Source organism: Paenibacillus sp. O199, from assembly GCF_001636635.1.
Classification (GTDB): domain Bacteria; phylum Bacillota; class Bacilli; order Paenibacillales; family Paenibacillaceae; genus Paenibacillus; species Paenibacillus marchantiae.
This window is the reverse complement of the sequence record NZ_LGRP01000009.1, coordinates 66845-88035: the sequence shown is the minus strand read 5'-3', so window position 1 is coordinate 88035 and position 21191 is coordinate 66845. Positions and strand designations below refer to the sequence as shown.

Sequence of the window (21191 nt, the reverse complement as noted above, 5' to 3'; positions counted from 1 at the left end):
GTGAACCGCTCGATACGCTAACCAGACTTGAGCTGCTCTACATATATCCTATGACAGCAGCTCCACTGATTATCACATTTTGCGGCGGCAAATGGATTATTTATTGATCTTACAATGTTCGGCGATAATGATGCTTTCTATTCGTTTACACGCCAAATCAATTTCATCATTAACGACAGCGTAATCGTACTGCTCCAGCAGACTGATCTCATCTACCGCGACGGACATCCGGTGATCAATCGTCGCCTGACTTTCCGTACCACGGCCCTGAATGCGATCTTTAAGCTCGTCCAATGAAGGAGGCAACAGAAATACAAAGATCCCTTCCGGGAACTTTTCTTTCACTTTCAACGCGCCTTGAACTTCAATCTCAAGAATGATGTCCCTGCCTTCGTTAATCGTTTTCTCCACAAAATCACGCGGTGTTCCGTAATAGTTCCCTACATATTCTGCGTGTTCCAACAATTGATCTTCAGCAATCATGTTCAGGAATTCTTCATGGCTTCTGAAGAAATAATTGACGCCGTGTTCCTCACCCAGACGTGGCTGACGAGTCGTTGCCGATACAGAATAAATCAATTCCGGCACCCGTTTGCGCAAAGCGCTGCATACTGTACCCTTCCCGACCCCAGATGGGCCGGACAACACTACCAGTAATCCCTTAGACATATTACACTCCATTTTATTCGTCGTTGTCATCATCTTTCGAAGAAAGACGATGGGCGACCGTTTCTGGCTGAACCGCAGACAGAATGACATGATCGCTATCCGTAATAATTACGGCACGAGTACGTCTTCCGTATGTTGCGTCTATCAGCATATGACGGTCTCTTGCCTCTTGTATAATTCTCTTGATCGGCGCCGATTCCGGACTCACGATGGATATAATCCGGTTCGCCGATACGATGTTACCGAATCCAATGTTAATGAGTTTGATTGCCATAATCAGGTTCTTCCCCCTATACATGCGACTCTTTTGCCGAAATATGACCGTTCATTCGATATTCGCCGCTTGCTCACGAATTTTCTCCAGTTCCGCCTTCATCTCGACAACACGGTTCACCAGAGCCAAATGGTTGGCTTTTGATCCAATCGTATTGACTTCCCTATTCATCTCCTGAATAAGAAAGTCCAACTTGCGGCCTACTGGCTCATCACTTTTCAGCAGTTCCCTGCTCTGTCCAAAGTGACTCTGTAGACGCGTAAGCTCTTCCTCTATGTTAGAACGATCGGCAAACATAGCAATTTCCATACCTAATTTATGCTCGTCAAAAGGGAAAGAGCCTTCTTCCTGCATTTCCGTAAGCCTTTGTCTTAACTTGTTGCGATGATCACTCACCACAGTCGGCGCAAGAGCAAGCATCTCGGTATGCAGTGATTCCAGACGACTGACACGTCGTTCCAGATCACTGGCCAGATGAAGACCCTCGCGGGCGCGCATCTGCTCCAGACCGGATAAAGCATCTTCCAACCCCTGCTGCAGGACACGCTCCCATTCGTCCTTCTGCTCTTCCGGAAGCGAACTCGTCCCATCCGAATGAACCATGACATCTGGAAGTGCCAGCATATCCATAATACTCGGTTTGCCCTGCATACCATAGCGGCTTTCCAATTGCTCTGCGGCCTGAAGATAGGCCCTGACCGCCTGCTCATTCAGAACAGCGGGAAGAGCCTGGTCTTCATCTTTTTCTTTCATTACATAAACATCAATCCGCCCACGTTTTAAGCGGCTCTGTACCTTTTTCCTCAATCCGTCTTCATAACACGTCCACTCTCTTGGGAGACGCATCATCACTTCGCAATAACGATGATTGACAGACTTGATTTCCAATTGTACCTTATAGCCTCCAAAATGAAAGGCGGATTGACCGTATCCGGTCATACTGAATGACATCGGCATCACATCCGTTACACTATTGTAATTGATTATTAGGGTTGAAACAAGTAGGACATTGATGCTCCGACTTCTCCCACACATATTGGGTCAGTTCGGCCGTCATACTATAGAACATAAATGGAGTCATTAAATAGATTCCTTTGAAATGTTTTGTTGCTACATCCAGAAGCTCCTTGGCGATCTTCACACCCATTGCTCGACCTTCTTCACCTTCGAGACCAGCCATCCGGGAACGCACTTCATCCGACAGCTGAATACCCGGAACCTCATTATGCAGATATTCTGCATTTCGGCCGCTGGCTAACGGCATTACCCCTACAAAGATCGGCACATCCAGATGCTTGGTCGCTTCATGCATGGCTATAATTAGTTCAGGATCGTATATCGGCTGCGTCATAATATAATCGGCTCCGGAAGCAATCTTTTTCTCAAGCCGCTGTACAGCCTTATCCAAATGTTTCACATTCGGGTTGAATGCGGCACCGATAACAAAGCCTGCCTTCTGCTTGAGCGGTTTACCGGAGAAGGATACTCCATCGTTCAACTGCTTGATCATACGTATAATTTCAAAAGAAGTCAGATCGTATACCGAGCTTGATCCGGGCAAGTCTCCAAATCGTGCAGGGTCACCTGTTACAGCGAGTACATGATTAATGCCTAGAGCATCAAATCCCATCATGTGCGATTGTGTCCCGATCAGATTCCGGTCACGACATGCAATATGCACCAGTGGGCGCAATCCTGTACGGTCCTGAACAAGATGGCCGAGAGCCATATTACTCATCCGGGTAACCGCTAGGGAATTATCAGCCAATGTTAACGCATCTGCACCTGCTGCTTTCAATGTCTCGGCACCTTTCATAAACTTCGCAATGTCGAGATCACGCGGTGGGTCAAGTTCGACGATGACCGTATGACGTTGTTTGACTAGATCCACAATCGTAGGCTGCCCACCCCGTCCAGACCGTTCATCTACATTCTCATGCAGGATAATACGCGGTTTCGACTCGGATGGATCAGGTTCCAGTATTGGAACAGGTGTGTATTCAACAAGAGCCTGGGCGATTGCGGCGATATGATCAGGTGTTGTACCACAGCAGCCTCCGATGATACGTGCGCCCAGATCAGCGAATTGCACTGCCGTCTGTCCGAAGTATTCCGGTGACGCTCCATAACGGAACTGACCATCGACGTAATCCGCTGCACCCGCATTCGGGTAAACAGACATTGGGACACCGATACGGCCTGACACCGTCTCCATCGCCCGCATAATTCCGTTTGGACCGGAACGGCAGTTGAAACCAATGACGTCAGCCCCTTGCTCACGCATGATTCGAAAAGCTTCTGGCATCGTATATCCATCCAGTGTATGCCCTACATCCTCAACAGCGAACTGTCCAATTACCGGGAGATCACTCAGCTTGCGCGCCTGTAGAAGGGCGATATCCATTTCCTCGATATCATAGAAGGTTTCGAGCAGAATGCCGTCCACTCCTTCTTCGAGCAGTGCAAAAATCTGTTGCTGATAGAAACGCTTCAATTCACTTGTTGATACGTTCGTCCGCTTTCCTCCACGAATGGAGCCAACCGCGCCCAGAACATAACCGTTTGCGCCAGCTACTCCTTTGGCGATACGTACACCGGCACGGTTGACATCCTCGACCTTGGACTCCAGACCAAACTTGGACAACTTATCGTAATTGGCAGAGTACGTATTGGTTTCATGAATTTCCGTACCTGCATCGCGGTAACGACGATGCACATCTGCCACCACTTCAGGTGATATCAAGTTCAACTCTTCATAAGAAATCCCTACTGGGAATCCCATCTGATACAGGAAAGTTCCCATCGCCCCATCCCCTATGAGGACCCGTTCCTGCATTACACTGCGTAAATCCGCCTTCATCCCTTTTCCCCCCGCCTGACTAATCATTTCATACTAATGTAACACAAAAAACATCTGAAAACGAAGAAAAACACAGGTTTTTCGTGAAATTCAGTTTCTATAACCCTCTGGACTAGTAGGAATTCATATAACTGCAAAAAAAGAGGCCCTAAGGCCTCCTCATTTAAACGTATTCTTTACGAAGTGACTCCCTTGAAAACAACTTCAGCAGGTCCAGTCATGTACACGTGGTTGTCGGCTTCGTTCCACTCAATATGAAGATCGCCACCCTTGAGGCTGATCACCGCTGTGCGATCCGTATGTCCGTTCAGAACGGATGATACCAGTGTTGCGCAAGCTCCGGTTCCACAGGCAAGTGTTGGTCCAGCACCGCGTTCCCACACACGCATGTCCACATAGCCGCGATCGCGAACCGTTGCGAACTCTACATTGATTTTTTTCGGGAACATGGGATGAACCTCAAGTAGTGGCCCCCATGTCGATAGATCGAAATTCACAGCATCATCCACATAGATGACTGCATGAGGATTACCCATGGAGACGGCCGTAAATTTGAAACACTGTCCATTTACTTCGATGGAATGATCCACCACCGGATTGGCATCCACGGTCGTTGGAACCTGAAGTCCATTCAGGATAGGCTCTCCCATATCCACACGAACGGTTTGCACTTTACCATCACGAATGTTCAAGCTTACTGGTTGTACACCCGCGCCAATGGTTTCAATCGTAATCTGTTCTTGGGTCACATGACCATGATCATATACATATTTGGATACACAGCGTATGGCATTGCCACATTGCTCTGCTTCCGAGCCGTCCGAGTTCATGATGCGCATCTGAAAATCCGCCTTCTCTGAAGGCAGTATATAAACCAGGCCATCCGCACCGATACCGAAGAAACGGTTGCACCATTTTACAGCCAATTCTGCTGCATCAGCCGGAAGCTGTTGTTCTCCAAACACAACAATAAAATCGTTGCCGAGTCCGTGCATTTTTGTAAATTCCATAACCTTGCCCACTCCTTTTGGCAGTCTGCTGCCAAAGCGTTATTCTTGCTTCTCTACAGGATACCCTGGATATTCATATCCAACATTCCCAATAAAAAAAGCTATCCTGCAAAATGCCGAGGAATCTCGCCTCTAATCATTTTGAGGATAGCATAACGAAAACGATAAGCAATTGCTATTGATTTTATGCCGAAAACTTTGTACTTTTCGGTACGAAGCGGCCTGGGCCCATGCGGCGACGGTTGCGACGACCTCCCCACACGCTGCCCACTCCCATCAGGAAGGTTGGAATACCTGCGGCAACGATGGAAATGGCCCATTCACGCATACCCAGTGGTACTGTTTTGAAGATAGGCTGCAACGGCTCTACATACATGACGGCCAGCATCAGCACGATGGATGAAATAACTGCAAATACCAGGTACTTGTTCTGCAATGGATTGCGGTGGAAAATGGAGCGTGAACTACGGCAGTCAAATACATGAATGAGCTGTGCCAAAACAAGGGTAGCAAAGGCTACTGATTGAGCTTTAATGAGCTGACCCGGTTCATCTGGCGCGGCCTGTAGGGTAAGCCAGAACGCCCCGAGTGTACAAAGCCCGATCAATACACCCCGACTGACAATTTTCCAACCCAATCGTCTGGCAAAAATATTTTCCTTGGCGCCACGCGGCTTGTGTTCCATCAGATCTTTTTCCGGCTGATCCACACCAAGTGCCATCGCTGGCAATCCATCCGTCACCAGGTTGACCCACAGAATCTGGATCGGCACGAGTGGCAAAGGCAGTCCCATCATCATCGCGAAAAACATCGTTAAAATCTCGCCAACATTGGATGCTAGCAAATACCGGATAAACTTGCGGATGTTCTCATAAATATTACGCCCTTCTTCAATTGCAGCTACTATAGTAGAGAAATTATCGTCACTCAGAATTAACGCCGATGCTTCCTTCGTCACATCCGTGCCTGTTATTCCCATCGCAATACCGATGTCTGCTGCTTTAATGGCTGGTGCGTCGTTCACGCCATCTCCAGTCATCGCTACGACATGTCCTTTGCGCTGCAATGATTTTACAATCCGTAGTTTGTGCTCAGGCGATACTCGTGAGAATACGTAAATGCCCTCTACCTGTTTATCCAGCTGCTCGTCCGTCATACCCGCCAATTGCTGGCCGCTAAGTGAAGCCCCACCCCGTGGAAGAATACCTAACTGTTGGGCGATAGCCTCTGCCGTCGTACCATGATCGCCCGTAATCATAACGGTACGTATGCCTGCTCTGCGACAAGTCGCAATTGCATCCCGTGCCTCACGCCGCGGTGGATCAATCATGCCTGCAAGCCCGACAAAGACGAGCTGGCTCTCGGCAGCATGTTCATTCTCTACTTTTTCATTCGGCCGTACATCGCGGTAAGCCATCCCGAGAACCCGCAGTGCAGAACCCGCCATATTCTCGTTCGCCGCCATGACTTTCTGCCGCAGCGTTCCTGTGAAAGGTACCACATTGCCTTCCCACAAAATGTAGCTGCATTGCCCAATCAGCACATCTGGTGCACCCTTGGTGTAGACCATCCGCCCACCCTGATGGTGAACCAAGACAGACATCCGCTTCCGGTCAGAGTCAAACGGGAACTCCTGCTCACGTGCATATAACTCTTTGAGGCCAGCGGGGGTAAGTCCCATTTTGGAGGCCAGTGTTACAAGCGCCCCTTCCGTAGGGTCGCCTTTCAGCTCCCATACCACGCTGTTTTCCTTGACCGTTTCATTAACATGATCTTTCTTTGTACCTTTCTTCGCTTCTTTCTTACTATCCTTATTTGTCTCTTTACCTTTCTTTTTACTCCGCATCTCATCTCCAACACTCTCGATAATACTGGCATTATTACATAGTGCGCTGATCTGAAGCATTCTCCGCAATGTCTGGTCACTCATCAGTTCCAAGGTACGACCATTCTCCAGCATCTGTCCTTCTGGTGCATAACCATCCCCGGTGACCTTGATGCTGCGTCCCTCCAGCCACACGTCCGTAACCGTCATCTTGTTCTGGGTCAACGTACCCGTTTTATCCGAACAGATGACCGAGGCACAACCAAGGGTTTCGACGGAGGGAAGCTTGCGCACAATCGCTTTTCGCTTGATCATACGCTGTACGCCAAGGGCCAACGCAATCGTTACAATCGCTGGCAAGCCTTCTGGTATGGCGGCCACTGCGAGGCTGACGCCTGCCAGAAACATGCCTACTGCCGGTTGTCCATGCAAAATACCTGCAACAACAACCATGACGGTTAATCCGAGCGCCACAAAAATCAAAATTTTACCCAACTGTTCCAACCTGTGTTGCAGCGGTGTTTCCTGTTCCTCCGTATTCTGGATCAAGTCGGCTATTTTGCCCATCTCGGTATCCATGCCCGTCCGGACCACAACGCCCTTGGCGGTACCACGAGTGACCATCGTTCCCATGAATCCAATGTTCTTCTGATCTCCTAGCGGCACATCCTCCGCAGCTATGGGATGGCAATGTTTGCTTACAGGAACCGATTCCCCCGTAAGTGCAGATTCCTCCACATCGAGGCTGTTCGTGGACAGCCAGCGTACATCGGCAGGTATGCGATCACCGCTCTCCACAAGCACGATATCCCCTGGCACCAAAAGTTTGGCCTCAAGATGTAATTCCTGACCTGACCTTAGCACTTTGGCCAGTGGGGCCGACAATTGTTTCAATGCACGAAGGGAACGCTCCGCCCGGAATTCCTGTACAAAACCAAGAATGGCATTAAGCACAATGATGGCAACAATCGTTACAGCATCCAAGTATTCTCCAAGCAATCCGGACACCAGTGTGGCACCCATCAACACCAGAACCATGAAATCCTTAAATTGATTAAGCAATAATGTAATTGGAGATATGCGCTTTCCTTCGCTCAGCTCATTTGAACCGGCGGCCTTCCTCTTTTCGGTTGCAGTCTCTTCGGTTAATCCTTCCTCAAGACTGACGCCAAGAGTGTTACGAAGCTCTTCAACGCTAAGTTGGTGCCACTTGGTATGTTCCATGCTTCAAAATTCCCTCCCAGTCTGTATTTCCTCTGTAAAACGTCACACATACTACACCGGCTATGCTAATCAACAGGTTGTACGCGATGCCGGACAAACTACCTGCTCTATATGTATTCGGACAGGACCCTAATTAGCACCCGATGGCGAATCCTTTCCCTGATGGGCAGAATAAGCTAAAATAAAGGTCTGTGGTTATATACACAGTGGCAATCCGATTTATTGCTATACAAACGAATACGAATCTGCAACGGGTTCTTTTTTACATATCCCGGTGTTCATTTCAGTTATAGATAGAGAGGACGTTGAAAAAAATGGCATTGGACGGCATCGTAACACGAGCTATCGTACATGAACTGCAAGGCTGCAAGGGCGGACGCATCAGCAAAATACATCAACCTAACGGCCATGATGTTGTACTGACCCTCCGTGCTCAGCGTGGAAATAGCAAATTGCTTATTTCGGCAAGCCCGACATATCCGCGTGTGCATTTTACCGAAAAAACGTTTGTTAACCCTACTGAAGCTCCCATGTTCTGCATGCTGCTGCGTAAGCACTGCGAGGGTGCGATCATTGAGGAAATTCGTCAGATTGGTATGGAGCGGATTATTCATATCGACGTGCGTCAGCGCGATGAACTGGGTGATGTTTCGGTCAAACGGATCATCATTGAACTGATGGGGCGTCACAGTAATATTGTTTTGGTCGATCCGATCACGGGGACGATTCTGGATGGGATTCATCACGTAACCCCGTCCATCAGTAGTTACCGGGTCATTATGCCTGGATTTTCGTACACCGAGCCACCAGAGCAGCATAAAAGCAATCCGCTGGAAGTGAGCAGCACTGAATTCCAAAATAGCTATACTGCTGCTGAAGAAGAGGCCTCTCGCTGGCTGGTGAATTCATTCAGCGGTCTTAGTCCGCTGATCGCAGGAGAGATTACCTCTCGGGTACCTGCTAATCAAGGTGACGATCAAGCTGCAAGTGAAGGTGTGGCTCGAATCGAAGCCGATGCGCTGTGGAATGCTTTTGAGTCCATCATGGGGCCAGTAAGAGATAATAGTTATACGCCTGTGACTGGGCTAAATGCTAAAGGCAAAATGATTTTCTCAGCCGTTCAGCTTCAGAGCATTCAGGACGCAGAGAAAACCTATGACACGATGAGCAAGTGTATGGAAGATTATTACGGAGACAAGGCCGAGCGGGATACGGTTAAGCAAAGAGTGAGCGATCTGCTACGTTTTCTGCAAAATGAGCGCAGCAAAAACATCAAAAAGCTGGACAACCTGAACAAGGATCTGCTGGAAGCCGACGATGCGGATAAATTCAGATTATGGGGTGAGCTGCTGTTTGCCTCCCTGCATCAGGTTAGTAAAGGGGACAAAAGTGTGGAGCTTGTGAACTTCTATGATGAAGATCAAGCGAACATTACCATTCAGCTTGACCCATTGCTTACACCGTCTGACAACGCACAACGTTATTTCAAACGATATAACAAATATAAGAACAGTCTGGCTGTTATTCATGAGCAGCTTGGAAAAACGAAAGACGAGATCGACTATCTCGACAATCTGCTCCAGCAACTGTCTATCGCATCCATGAACGACATCGAGGAAATTCGCGATGAGCTTGTGCAACAGGGTTATCTTCGCGACCGCAACAAAAAAGGCAAAAAGAAAAAGAAAAACGACCGCCCTACAGTGCATCAGTTTACTTCTTCAGAGGGAATTGAACTTCTCGTAGGCAAAAACAACCTGCAAAATGAGTACGTCACCAACCGTTTGGCTTCTTCCAATGACACTTGGTTGCACACCAAAGACATCCCGGGTTCACATGTCGTCATTCGCAGTACAGACTTTGGCGAAGCGACCTTGGAGGAAGCAGCACAACTCGCGGCTTACTTCAGTCAAGCCAAAGAATCCAGCAGCGTGCCGGTGGATTACACCTTTATCCGACATGTACGCAAGCCGAGTGGCTCCAAACCAGGTTTTGTCATTTATGACCACCAGAAGACCTTATTTGTGACGCCAAACGAAGAGCTGGTTAAAAGTTTGCCATCCACGATCAAAAATGGATAAGAGGCTTGCTTTTCAACCCGGTTAGGCAACGTAAAATCCCCTGGAACAAAAGACTGTTCGGGGGATTTTTTGTTTCTCAAATAACCATGGACTTAAGTTGATGATTCAGTTTATTGTTTTATTTTGAATATAAATTCATTTTAATGTATAATAATTCAATTATTGAATCTATAAATAAATTTCTAAGGATGTGTCCCATGACGCTAAATATCAGACCAACTCACCCTAATGATGTACTACCGCTGAGTGCATTAATGCACGAGTATGTCGTCGGCTTTTATAACAACCCCTGGCCTGGTGATCAGGCAATCGAGCTTTTAATCAAAAACCTGCTTGATCAGCAGATAGGTGTTCAATTCGTTGCAGAGCAGGACGGTGAACTTATCGGATTCGCTACACTCTATTTTACCTACAGCACGATGAAGGCAAACCGCGTTGCCATTATGAATGACTTGTTTGTGACGGAAGCTTGCAGAGAAGGGGAAGCCGAGGCCAAACTGTTTGAACATTGTCAGCAGTATACACGTGAGCACGGATGTGCTTACATGTCCTGGATCACAGCAGCAACCAACGAGCGGGCACAGCAGTTATTTGAACGCCTTGGAGCTGCTCGCGGCACATGGGTGAATTATTCCATAACCTAGCTTATTTATAGGCAATCAAAAAGGACATAGAGACATGGCTAGCGACTAACGCTCACCCCATCTCTATGTCCTTTTTTTTCATATTCAATTTTAGCACGATGACAACCGATCCCTTATACCCCAGTCTAATAAAACATATGAAGAAAGTTTCCCCATCAAGACTTTCCAGCTGCAGCCCGGAGTTTATCGAGCACATCAATGGTTACGGTTTTGCTACCCAGATCCCCATGAAATACTACCCCTTGTCTTACACCATGGTAATCCGAACCACCTGTTTGAATGAGCCCAAATTCCCGTGCCAACTCCGCATATCTGCGCTCCTCTTCTGGTCCATGATCCGAATGAACCACTTCAATACCGTCAGGATGGGCGTCCACCAGAATGCGACGAACCAATTCGTCGTCTCTGTATAAACCAGGATGGGCAATAACAGCAGCCCCACCCGCATCTTTAATCCACTGGCATGCATCTTCCGGTGCAACTCGGGGAACCGATACATAGCCCGGTTGGCCTTCAGCCAGATAACGATTGAATGCATCCCTCATATCAGCGGCATATCCTTTTCGTACCAACACATCGGCCATATGAGGTCTACCGATGCTTTCATCCGGCTCCAGCGGTCGGCCAAGGCCATCAATGACCTCCTGCCAGCTAATTTCGAGTCCAAGCTCCTGCAGTTTGGCAATGATCAGATGATTGCGTTCTTCTCTCGCCTCCCGAAGCCCGCGCAGTCGCTCCAGAAATTTCTCCTCTTCTGTATTCACATAATACCCCAGCACATGAATATCCTTGCCGCTAGCGCGGGTACTGATCTCTACCCCTGCCACAACGTCAATTCCATACTCACGGCCAGCCCGCTGTGCCTCGGCTACACCAGCTACTGTATCGTGATCTGTCAGCGCCACCGCAGACAGTCCTCTTTGTTTGGCGAGCTTCACATTCTCGGCAGGTGGCTGCATTCCGTCCGACGCTTGGCTATGCGTATGAAGATCACAACGTCCATTAAATTGATTCATGAACAACAGCTCCTTCTTATATCTAGTGAGTAACAGAATGGATTTTAAATTAATATGGCCCTCTTATTCCGCTCGTCCTTCTGATGTTGTCTGCTCATGCTGACGCAAATAATTCAGGAACGCTACTGCTGACAAGGGAAGCAATGAAGATTTCAGATGTATAGCGTAGAATTGTCGTTTGAACTCAAGCCCACGAATATCCACGATATGAACCAGTCCAAGGGCCAGCTCATGCTGAACGGACGACGGGGATAACATGGTGATACCCACACCCGCTTCTACGGCGGATTTCACAGCACCTGTACTGCCAAGTTCCATCACCACATTCATATCCTGTGGATCTATATTTCTCTTCTGCAACTGATCTTCCATCACCTGACGGGTACCCGAGCCTTTTTCCCGCAACACAAACGCGTAGTTCAGCACATCTTCAAGCTCTACTTCCCCACGATCTGCCAGAGCATGCCCTGCCGGAACAATCAGCTTCAATTCATCCTGCATGACCGGCTCTACAATCATATCCGGGTGGTTTACTGGCGCTTCAATCAGTCCAAAGTTAAGCTGATGTTTCAAGATATCGTCCATAATTTGCGTCGTATTCATCACTTTCATAACGATCGAGATATCCGGGTATTGGCGAGCAAAAGGACCCAGCATTCGTGGCAACACATACTCACCAATCGTCAAACTTGCCCCAAGCTGCAATCTGCCTTGCAGCATCTGTGTAAACGCGGACATCGCCTCATCTGTCTGTCTGACCAACTCTACACTGCGTTTGGCGTGAGGCAGTAATGTCCGACCTGCCTCGGATAATTCTATTTTCTTGGTAGAACGATGCAGCAACTTGGTCCCAAAATAATCCTCAAGCGATTGAATCTGCATCGTCACCGCAGGTTGTGTCATATGTAGTGCTTGCGCAGCCGCTGAAAAACTTCCCTTCTCTGCTACGGTATAAAAAATATGCAATTGATGAAAATTCATATCTTCGCCCCTCTTCTGTACGCTTTCCCCATTGTAGCCGATTTCGTGAATTCCAACAAAAAAAGCATGCAGCTTGTCTGCATGCGATGTAACCTGAATCTATCAATTCGAAAATATGGATTATTCCAAACTTACTTATGCTTGCGACTGTTCTTGACAAGAGTCATTCGTCTTGAATGTCTTAGCCAAGAATAATACGATTTTAAATCCCGCAGTTCAATCGTCTCGGACATTTTCCCCAGAAACGTAACAACAATCATCTTATGAAGCGGATTGCCAGCAATGTCATATTCCCCTTCAAGTTCGGAAAATTCAGCAACCACGACCAAATCTTCGTCGATCAGGTAAACATCCTGCTCATTACGGTAGTATGGTGTAATACGGTCCTGCTTCAGACACTCCCATAACCATGCCGCAATATGGTCATCATCATTACGTGCCGGCTCAATACGGTCTGCATACCGCATCTTGGCATGATTGGTAATGACGATGTCGGCCACTTTTTTGTCTCCAAGAGCCACGAAAAAAGGCTCGTACGTGCTCCAACGTTGCATCACCTTATCACGCATGGGAATCACTCTCCACCAGATAGGACTTTCTATCTATTTATTTACCCAATATATTACAACATAAGTCCCGCAACCTCAAGGCGTAACTTCAGATTTTTTCACAAAATCCAGTTTATGCCTAATTCAATAAAAGAGCGGCCCCGAAGGGCCCCTCTGGTTAATCGTTTCGAAATGTACAGTGACAATAAGTTCACTGTACATTCCCAAACCATTTTTGTTATATCCCGTAAAAACTCGTTTTGTCCATCGTTTTGCTAGCATACTCTGTTTTAATCTCATTCCGGTAGGAACGTTCAACCTTGCGCACATAGGAAAGTCTGTTCACATTTTTCATCGTATCTTCAGCCCGCTCTGCATTAACATACATGACGACATAATGCATACGGCGGGAGATGTAATGAACGGTACCATACTTTTCGAGATTACGAGCCGCTTTCAAATCACTGACCCATATAATGAATCCTGTCCTTTCCGCAAACATCATTTTCCCCGCCTTTCTATAATGGAGACCGGATCCTCGGAAAGGTCCGGTCTGTCATAAATTTATGTTCTTATCAAATCTTAGCTACAACCACACTTGCCTCCGCTACCGCAGCCGCCCTTCGGATTCGGATCATTGCTCGGTACCTTGATCGTCGTTGACACGGCGAATGCAATCGTCTCCGACATCTGGAACAACATATCGTCCAATGCTTTCTCCGCCTGTTTGAAGCGGGCTACCGCCTCGAAATGTTCCAATTCAAGCTCTAAAGCCTGAACCTGATCTTTTGCGGCGTGATAGTCCGGGTGAAAATGCCCAAAACGCTGGGTTTCTTCGAATAGTTCCTTTTTGGCTTCCAGCTTGCGTATCCCCGCCTGAATTTCAGGGCTCGTCTCCACTTGCTGCTTCCAATATAAATAATCCGATACTTCGGCTGATTGGTTAATCATGTCGCCCAGTTCATATGCGCCCGTTAACACTTGGGCCATATCGACCGTGTTCATTTCCGCTACGCTCATGAAATTCATCCTATCTATATATAAAGTTCTACTTAACGTAGACTACTTCATCATATCATATCCCCGAAAAGTTAAGAAGAGTTTTTCCTGCAAATAGAAATAAAGGGAACAGGCGATCTGCTTTGGCAAAGTCGATCAAGTTTATGCATGGTTCGGAATAATCAGGCGTATCTGGTTCCATTCGTTAGGTGAGAAAGTACGGCGTTCTGTGGGATCTGTACCATCCTCCGATATGGACCAGCCCGTTAGTGTCCAATCTTCATGACCTTGAATCTGATCAGGGATAACATAAACGATATGGCTGTCTAGCTTCAGACCCAGTTTTGTCTGCCATTCAATGGCTTTCGCAGCAATCTGACGAGCTGTGGATACATGATATCCTCGCCACTCGTTATGCCACATCTCAGGGATCTCTCCGTATCCGGGAAACAGACCTGACTGCTCCGTGATGGAATGATCGTGTTCATACGTGTGCAGATTGGAGTCACATTGAATGAGCCCCGCTCTTCCACGAATATAAAAGAGTTCCTTCTGCACCTCAAGTCCGACTTTGAACTCATCTGCTCCGACAATGGACTCATCTAGAATGGCTTCCGCCTCTGGCCTGTTCAACTTTTCAAGTAATTCACTTCTCGATTCATATATCCAGGTGTCCTTTTTCTTAACTTTATCCACCGATTCATCCTGATCAACGTTCTGCCTAGCATCCATGTAAAGTCTGTCTGCATCCTGTCCCCACTGCTGGATCGCTAGCTCCACATGCTCAGGCACTCCCGAGACAGCATACAGTCTAAGGAAGTTTATCATTACATCCGCTGTAAGACCGATCTCTGATGCTGCGATGATTCGTTCCTTTGTTATCCGATATATGGACATTCGATCACGACTCACAAGCTCTGCACCAATGTCCAGATTCCAGCGGACCTGTGGGGCTACATCTGGAGGAACCATAATTTCAAAGTCAGGCTGAACAAAAATCGTATTCTTTTCCGGTTTTTCTGACTCGTCATTCGCAAAGTTCAATAAAATTCTTGGATCAATCTGCCAGCGATATAAAAGCTCTCCCGCAGCTGACTCACCAACCTCACCATATCCCAAACCTGTCAGAACATCGAGCCAACCCCAGATATGTGTTAAGAAGGATAATCCTGAAGAACCTTCACTCTCTCTAATTTCAATTGCTTCTTTCAGCTCAACGTTGTCTAAAGTCCCTGCTGAAATACTCAACCATTCATTTTCCCGTGAAGCAAACATCATCAGTTGATAACGAAAATGCTGAAGTTTAGGCTCAGCTGCACCATATCGGTCCATACATACGCTATAGATTTCTCGGTGCATAGAAGACCACGACAACGTTAACCAGTGATAAAGACGGTCAGGTGACACATGCATTCGGTTATGCGCCTTTTCAATCAAACCCAGACTGAGCAGCAAATCAATAATAAGGGCAACATGGACTGGATACACATCCGCATGATCATAGTGAATACCTAGTTCGGCAAAATCTTCAGGGCCCAGAACCGTCATCCGACTTAATCGCTGCACCATTTTCTTGTGGATCGTTCCCTTACTTGTTAATAGGAGTCCTCCTTGGGCTTGACCTTCTCTTACCATCCAAGCCAGTACATGAAGAAGCTCTGCGGCAATATCCGGTTTTCCCTCTCGAACAATCGTCACTTTGTGGACTTCAATACTGGATATGGCCTTATCTTGTGTCATTTCATCCTGTATTACATTCGTCTTCAGCTGAGCGAACTGTCCAACTCGTGCTGCGTAGGCAATGGTTAACAAAGGAAGTAGTGATTCTGGTATGTAATACAAGCGTTCGCCCCAAGACTTGCGCACAGCTTTGATCCAGCCTTTATGCCGAAGCGCTATAAACGTCGTCACTGCTTCAGCTCTGCTAAGACCATCCACAGCCCACTCTGCTGATGTCAGCATGTTGGAAAAGGGTTGTCCGGCATATTTGCAAAAAATCACACCAAGTACCGTTCTTTCAACCCATGAAAGCTCTTTTAATGAATTCACATCCAGATTACCTTGTGTACGCATTGCTAATCATGCCTTTCTCTTATTTTTAAGTAGAGATGTAAACCGCATTTTCATTGCAATTCATGAACGATTTTGTACTCATATCCTTGTTCGACCAGAAACATCTGACGGCGTAATGCAAACTCCTGTTCCTTACTGTCCTCCGATACAAGGGCATAGAAATAAGCTTTATTTTCTCCGGACTTCGGCCTTAGAATCCGACCCAATCGCTGGGCTTCTTCCTGCCTTGAACCGAAACTGCCGGATATTTCAAGTGCAACAGCAGCATCCGGCAGGTCTACGGCAAAATTGGCAACCTTGGATACGACAATCGTTTTGATCTCACCACGCCGGAACGCTGCAAACCATTTCACTCGCTCTTGCTGGGACATCGTACCCGATATGAGCGGCGCTTCAATTTCCCGGGCAATGCTCTCGAGCTGATCCAGATACTGTCCGATGACAAGCGCTGGCATTCCCTCATGATGGTCCAATATCCGTCTGATCACAGCTAATTTGGCCGGATTTTCGGCTGCAAGGCGAAATTGGTGCTTCACCTCTGCTTCCAAATAGTTTGATCGTAGTTCAGGAGTAAACGGAATGCGTATTTCCTGGCACTGTACATTCGCAATCCACCCTTGCTGCTCTAATTCTTTCCACGGCATGTCATATAGTTTCGGACCAATTAGCGAAAATACATCCTGTTCACAGCCATCCTCACGCACCAATGTTGCTGTCAATCCCAGTCTTCTTGTAGCCTGAATATCTGCTGTAGCTCGAAATACAGGTGCTGGAAGCAGATGGACCTCATCATAAATGATGAGTCCCCACTGGCGTTCACTTAGCAATTTGATATGAGTAAAATCAGCATCTTTCGATTTTCTATGTGTAAGAATCTGATAAGTTGCCACGGTCACAGGTTTCACCTGTTTTTTCTGACCGGAATACTCACCAATCTGTTCATTCGTTATCGTTGTTTTATCCTGTAATTCCTGAATCCATTGCCGAACGGATGTGGTGTTCGAGGTCAAGATAAGACATTCACATTGCAGACGTTCTAACACGGCCATCCCAATAACCGTTTTGCCTGCACCGCAGGGAAGAACAAGCAGACCACTGCCTCCCATGCCTTCGCTACCTTCAAATGCATCCACTGCATCTCGCTGGTAAGGGCGTAACCTGAATCCTTCTGAACTGTCACCTTGAGTATTCGCTTGCCATTCAAACGGCAGACTTGTTCCTTCTCGATATCCCGCATAATCCAGCACCGGATAACCCAAACGAGTTAGTTCACGCTTCAGCAATCCGCGTTGCTCACCGCCAAGTATGAGCTCATGGGGATCGACACGTTCCATCCGAAAAGCCGAGATGGTCTTCATACTGCTTAATTCATCCAGCAATCGTTCATCTTCACTCACGAGACGCATTCTCCCGTGATCTGCCTGTGGCTTCAATTGCAACTTCCCATATTGATGGATAATTCTTTGGATATCTTGAATCAGGGCGGCAGGAACATTCCAACGAGACACTGATTCCAGACTTTCTATCACTTGATCAGCACTCCAGCCGAGTGCAGCGGCATTCCACAGTGATAATGCAGTGATGCGATATGTATGAAAAGCCGCAGGTGTCTTCACCAGTTCGGCATACATCCCTAGTTGAGCTCTGGCCTGATCAAATCCAGGATGACCCACTTCAAGCAATACTGTAAAATCACGCTGGACAATGCAGGCGTCCGTTTTCTCCATTCCGCTTCCTCCCTAATTTAGAAAATGAGTTATATATTTTTCCGAATAACAGGCATCACAAAAAGTCCAGTTCCGGTTTCTTCCGAAATTGAACCTGTATAATACAACAGTTCGACCTTAATTTAAGCTTTATAAAGACCTAACAAAAAAAGCACCCTGCTCATACCTTGGTATGAATAGGATGCCCAACTATACTCAAATCATTCGGCTGTATATCCTTTAGCCATTGCTATAAATAGTTTCACAGCATTTTGCATGGCATCCTCATCAAAGTCGAACTTGGGATGATGATGCGGATAGATGGCATTCTTCTCCGGGTTACCTGCTCCAACAAACATAAAGCAGCCAGGAATCTGCTGTAAGTAATAAGCGAAATCTTCAGCTGGCATCAACATCGGTGACTTCTGTACATGTTCTGCACCAAATACATCTACCGCTTCCTTGAAGAAACGTGCCGTTTCCTGCTCATCATTCACGACAGGAGGATATCCCATAATATAGTTCAACTTCGTCTCGGCACCGTAGATCTCTCCGGTCTGAGCCACGATCGTATGCACACGTTCCTTCATGATACTGCGCGTCTCTTCATCAAAGGTTCTCACTGTACCCGTCATTTTACATAACTCGGCGATGATATTCTGCGCTGAGCCCGCCTGCATTGTACCAATTGTCAATACTGCGGGACGCAAGGGATCCACCGAGCGACTGACAACCGTCTGCAATTGCATCACAAGGGCTGAACCAGCCACGAGGCTGTCCACCGTGGATTGCGGCATGCCGCCATGTCCACCTTTTCCTTTGATCTCAATATAAAAGTCATCTGCCGCTGCCATCATCGGCCCCGGAGTACTCGCTGCCACGCCTACAGGAAGCGGGGTCCACAGATGAATTCCATAGATGACATCTACCCCTTCCAGTCCGCCGTCTGCTATGACTTTGAGCGCACCACCTGGTAGCAACTCTTCTGCAGGTTGGAACAAAAAGCGAATTTCACCCTTGATCTCATGTTTATGGCGACTGAAATACAGTGCCGTGCCTAGCAAAATGGATATGTGACCATCATGACCACAGGCATGCATAGCTCCTGCTTGTTGTGATGCATATTCAACGTCCTTCTCGTCCTGAATCGGAAGTGCATCCATATCTGCACGAAGCATTACGACAGGCCCTGGCTTGTCCCCACGAAGGGTACCTATAACCCCGTGTCCACCAACGTGTCGTCTCACTTCAACACCAAAGCTCTCCAGCATACCCGCTACAAAAGAGGATGTCTTCTCCTCATGAAAGGAAACCTCAGGATTCCGATGAAGATGACGACGCCATTCTACCATGTGGATTTGCAGGTCATTCCACCATATATTATTTGTCATGTCTCTCCATCCTTTCGCTCTCTATACGGGACTTTCATCAAGCCCGAACCTTCCTCTTGAAACCTATTGCTGTATATTGTAGCAGAATTGGAAGAAAACCGATACGAATGAACGCTTGAAAGCTTGCACGGGAAGGGGAAACATACTATCATAAACTAGAGAAAAGAACGAGATTTATACTCTCGGAAGCTTATGAGGAGGATCAGACGCTTATGATTTTTGAGAATACAGGCTTGGATGGCTTGAAGAGCGACTTGGCATACCTGGATGAGAGCGCCGAGAAAGTCGGATTTGTCCGGTGGCAATGGGAATATTATCGTGCTACATATGACTACAAAATTGAAGATGAACAAACCAAATCGGAATACTTTGTACGTATTAATACCCGTGCGATAGATGGCAAACTCGAAAAACCGGATACGGTTCTCGCAGTTGAAGCTGTTTATCTTGGAAAAGCAACCTTTCCGCATGGTCTGGATTATGACTCTACCATACCGCAGCCAGTCGTGAAGCTGGCGGCCCAAAAACTACAGCAGCTTAAAGAACTGCTGGAAGCATAGGCTGGGCCGAACCATGAAACAACAAACGGCCCAAACGAAAACGAAGAGAGGCACGCCGGATTTCCAACTGCTAATCCTCACTTTATTGTTGGTGGGCTTCGGACTGGTGATGGTGTTCAGCTCCAGTTCCAGCATTGCAATTGCAAACAAAAATTTTAACAATGATGCCCTGTTCTTCACGAAAAAACAACTTATGTGGGCGGTTATCGGTTTAGTGGGCATGTTTTTTGCCATGAATATCCGATTTAACAAATACAAAAAACTTTATGCACCATTTTTCTTACTCACCACGGTATTGCTACTAATTGTATTGGTTGCAGGTAAGAAGGTAAACGGTGCCCGAAGCTGGATTGAAATTATCGGCTTCAGTATTCAACCTGCGGAATTTGCCAAAATTGCCATTGTTTTGTACCTTGCTGCACTGATTACCAAAAAAGGGGAACGGTTCAGGGATCTTAGGACAGGATATATTCCCGTGCTGGTCATTGTCGGATTCATTGCAGGACTGATTATGTTGCAACCGGATTTTGGTACCTGCTTTATTCTGGTTACGACGTGCGGACTGGTCATTTATGCGGGTGGAGCAAGTATGAAACACATTATGGGTTCTATTTTGCTGGTAGTGTTGGGAGCAGCATTGGCGCTTGGAGCGAATGCCTTGTTTTCTTCCATGTCTTCTTCAGATACTGCAGATAGCACCACAACTACGGAAGCTACGCAGAACTATAAAATCGGCCGTATTCAGGCATTCCTAGATCCTTTATCCGACAAAACAGGCGGAAGCCTTAACCTCTATCGCTCCCTTGTTGCCATCGGGGATGGAGGCATCACCGGCTCCGGGATCGGACAAGGCACGATGAAGCTGCATTATTTGCCCAATGCTTATAACGACTTTATTTTCTCTGTAATTGGAGAAGAGCTCGGCTTTGTTGGAACTGCCCTATTTCTGTTGGTCTACCTCTACTTCATCTGGCGAGGCATTATCGTCTCCCTTCGCTGTCCCGATCCATTTGGGACACTGGTCGGTATTGGTATTATGGGATTAATTGCGATCCAGGCCTTTATCAACATTGGGGGCGTGACCCAGACCATTCCGGTGACAGGGGTTACCCTTCCGTTCATCAGTTATGGCGGTACCTCACTCTTTGTGATGATGGTGGCTATGGGTATCCTGCTCAGCATCTCACGTACCAATAATTTGGACGTCATCAAGGAAGAGAAAACGAAGTCAGTGACGGTTCAGACATCACGTACTTCTCCCGCACTTCGTTCACGTGAATCCATTCGCCGAATTCGGTAATGGGAAGGAAACGTCATACGAATGGTTTTG

The 21191-nt window shown here is 47.2% G+C and carries 18 protein-coding genes; 4 read left to right on the top strand and 14 right to left on the bottom strand.

The features are described from left to right. Positions 1-96: 96 nt before the first annotated feature. From gmk to A6049_RS15825, 6 genes are all read right to left on the bottom strand, one after another. Positions 97-669: a guanylate kinase gene (gmk, locus tag A6049_RS15850; RefSeq protein ID WP_024631121.1), complete on the bottom strand. Its 573-nt coding sequence runs from the start codon at positions 667-669 to the stop codon at positions 97-99. 13 nt (positions 670-682) lie between these two features. After that, positions 683-943 carry an extracellular matrix/biofilm regulator RemA gene (gene remA / locus A6049_RS15845; RefSeq protein WP_006209218.1) on the bottom strand — a complete coding sequence of 87 codons (261 nt, stop codon included), beginning with the start codon at positions 941-943 and terminating at the stop codon, positions 683-685. A 51-nt stretch (positions 944-994) separates the two neighbouring features. Further along, entirely contained in the window at positions 995-1894 is a 900-nt protein-coding gene (locus A6049_RS15840; protein ID WP_063565600.1) for a YicC/YloC family endoribonuclease, read from the bottom strand. 19 nt (positions 1895-1913) lie between these two features. Continuing rightward, entirely contained in the window at positions 1914-3803 is a 1890-nt protein-coding gene (locus tag A6049_RS15835) for a bifunctional homocysteine S-methyltransferase/methylenetetrahydrofolate reductase (RefSeq protein ID WP_063565599.1), read from the bottom strand. 176 nt (positions 3804-3979) lie between these two features. Further along, positions 3980-4813, bottom strand: coding sequence for a diaminopimelate epimerase (gene dapF / locus A6049_RS15830; RefSeq protein ID WP_063565598.1), 834 nt, complete (start codon positions 4811-4813; stop codon positions 3980-3982). 184 nt (positions 4814-4997) lie between these two features. Continuing rightward, a complete protein-coding gene (locus tag A6049_RS15825) occupies positions 4998-7862 on the bottom strand; it encodes a calcium-translocating P-type ATPase, SERCA-type (protein ID WP_063565597.1) in 2865 nt (954 codons plus the stop codon). Positions 7863-8176: 314 nt separating this feature from the next. Between A6049_RS15825 and A6049_RS15820 the strand changes: the two genes are divergently transcribed. Further along, a complete protein-coding gene (locus tag A6049_RS15820; protein WP_063565596.1) occupies positions 8177-9943 on the top strand; it encodes an Rqc2 family fibronectin-binding protein in 1767 nt (588 codons plus the stop codon). Between the two features lie 197 nt (positions 9944-10140). Further along, positions 10141-10587, top strand: coding sequence for a GNAT family N-acetyltransferase (locus A6049_RS15815; protein WP_063565595.1), 447 nt, complete (start codon positions 10141-10143; stop codon positions 10585-10587). Positions 10588-10742: 155 nt separating this feature from the next. Here the strand turns inward: A6049_RS15815 and A6049_RS15810 are convergent, their stop codons facing one another. From A6049_RS15810 to A6049_RS15775, 8 genes are all read right to left on the bottom strand, one after another. Next, positions 10743-11603 carry a PHP domain-containing protein gene (locus A6049_RS15810; protein WP_063565594.1) on the bottom strand — a complete coding sequence of 287 codons (861 nt, stop codon included), beginning with the start codon at positions 11601-11603 and terminating at the stop codon, positions 10743-10745. Between the two features lie 63 nt (positions 11604-11666). Next, complete coding sequence (locus A6049_RS15805; protein WP_063565593.1) at positions 11667-12584, bottom strand: selenium metabolism-associated LysR family transcriptional regulator; 918 nt, start codon at positions 12582-12584, stop codon at positions 11667-11669. 131 nt (positions 12585-12715) lie between these two features. Continuing rightward, entirely contained in the window at positions 12716-13153 is a 438-nt protein-coding gene (locus A6049_RS15800; protein ID WP_063565592.1) for a hypothetical protein, read from the bottom strand. A gap of 217 nt (positions 13154-13370) precedes the next feature. Further along, on the bottom strand, positions 13371-13634 hold the full coding sequence (locus A6049_RS15795; protein ID WP_063565591.1) for a YlbG family protein: 264 nt from the start codon (positions 13632-13634) through the stop codon (positions 13371-13373). 80 nt (positions 13635-13714) lie between these two features. After that, complete coding sequence (locus tag A6049_RS15790; protein ID WP_063565590.1) at positions 13715-14152, bottom strand: YlbF/YmcA family competence regulator; 438 nt, start codon at positions 14150-14152, stop codon at positions 13715-13717. 141 nt (positions 14153-14293) lie between these two features. Further along, on the bottom strand, positions 14294-16204 hold the full coding sequence (locus tag A6049_RS15785) for a helicase-associated domain-containing protein (protein ID WP_063565589.1): 1911 nt from the start codon (positions 16202-16204) through the stop codon (positions 14294-14296). Between the two features lie 50 nt (positions 16205-16254). Beyond that, on the bottom strand, positions 16255-17931 hold the full coding sequence (locus A6049_RS15780; protein ID WP_063565588.1) for a DNA repair helicase XPB: 1677 nt from the start codon (positions 17929-17931) through the stop codon (positions 16255-16257). Positions 17932-18131: 200 nt separating this feature from the next. Next, positions 18132-19301, bottom strand: a complete 1170-nt coding sequence (locus A6049_RS15775; protein ID WP_063565587.1) for a M20 family metallopeptidase — start codon at positions 19299-19301, stop codon at positions 18132-18134. Positions 19302-19513: 212 nt separating this feature from the next. Between A6049_RS15775 and A6049_RS15770 the strand changes: the two genes are divergently transcribed. Beyond that, a complete protein-coding gene (locus tag A6049_RS15770) occupies positions 19514-19861 on the top strand; it encodes a YugN family protein (protein WP_063565586.1) in 348 nt (115 codons plus the stop codon). Positions 19862-19874: 13 nt separating this feature from the next. Continuing rightward, positions 19875-21161 carry a putative lipid II flippase FtsW gene (gene ftsW, locus A6049_RS15765; protein ID WP_063565585.1) on the top strand — a complete coding sequence of 429 codons (1287 nt, stop codon included), beginning with the start codon at positions 19875-19877 and terminating at the stop codon, positions 21159-21161. Positions 21162-21191: the final 30 nt, after the last annotated feature.

Bases quoted from the DNA above. Each gene is read 5' to 3' on its own strand.
- A6049_RS15785 (WP_063565589.1), bottom strand. From the start codon at position 16,204: ATGCGTACACAAGGTAATCTGGATGTGAATTCATTAAAAGAGCTTTCA.
- remA (WP_006209218.1), bottom strand. From the start codon at position 943: ATGGCAATCAAACTCATTAACATTGGATTCGGTAACATCGTATCGGCG.
- A6049_RS15775 (WP_063565587.1), bottom strand. From the start codon at position 19,301: ATGACAAATAATATATGGTGGAATGACCTGCAAATCCACATGGTAGAA.
- A6049_RS15825 (WP_063565597.1), bottom strand. From the start codon at position 7,862: ATGGAACATACCAAGTGGCACCAACTTAGCGTTGAAGAGCTTCGTAAC.
- ftsW (WP_063565585.1), top strand. From the start codon at position 19,875: ATGAAACAACAAACGGCCCAAACGAAAACGAAGAGAGGCACGCCGGAT.
- gmk (WP_024631121.1), bottom strand. From the start codon at position 669: ATGTCTAAGGGATTACTGGTAGTGTTGTCCGGCCCATCTGGGGTCGGG.
- A6049_RS15790 (WP_063565590.1), bottom strand. From the start codon at position 14,152: ATGAGCGTAGCGGAAATGAACACGGTCGATATGGCCCAAGTGTTAACG.
- A6049_RS15770 (WP_063565586.1), top strand. From the start codon at position 19,514: ATGATTTTTGAGAATACAGGCTTGGATGGCTTGAAGAGCGACTTGGCA.
- dapF (WP_063565598.1), bottom strand. From the start codon at position 4,813: ATGGAATTTACAAAAATGCACGGACTCGGCAACGATTTTATTGTTGTG.
- A6049_RS15810 (WP_063565594.1), bottom strand. From the start codon at position 11,603: ATGAATCAATTTAATGGACGTTGTGATCTTCATACGCATAGCCAAGCG.
- A6049_RS15780 (WP_063565588.1), bottom strand. From the start codon at position 17,931: ATGGAGAAAACGGACGCCTGCATTGTCCAGCGTGATTTTACAGTATTG.
- A6049_RS15795 (WP_063565591.1), bottom strand. From the start codon at position 13,634: ATGTTTGCGGAAAGGACAGGATTCATTATATGGGTCAGTGATTTGAAA.
- A6049_RS15815 (WP_063565595.1), top strand. From the start codon at position 10,141: ATGACGCTAAATATCAGACCAACTCACCCTAATGATGTACTACCGCTG.
- A6049_RS15820 (WP_063565596.1), top strand. From the start codon at position 8,177: ATGGCATTGGACGGCATCGTAACACGAGCTATCGTACATGAACTGCAA.
- A6049_RS15840 (WP_063565600.1), bottom strand. From the start codon at position 1,894: ATGTCATTCAGTATGACCGGATACGGTCAATCCGCCTTTCATTTTGGA.
- A6049_RS15835 (WP_063565599.1), bottom strand. From the start codon at position 3,803: ATGAAGGCGGATTTACGCAGTGTAATGCAGGAACGGGTCCTCATAGGG.
- A6049_RS15800 (WP_063565592.1), bottom strand. From the start codon at position 13,153: ATGCGTGATAAGGTGATGCAACGTTGGAGCACGTACGAGCCTTTTTTC.
- A6049_RS15805 (WP_063565593.1), bottom strand. From the start codon at position 12,584: ATGAATTTTCATCAATTGCATATTTTTTATACCGTAGCAGAGAAGGGA.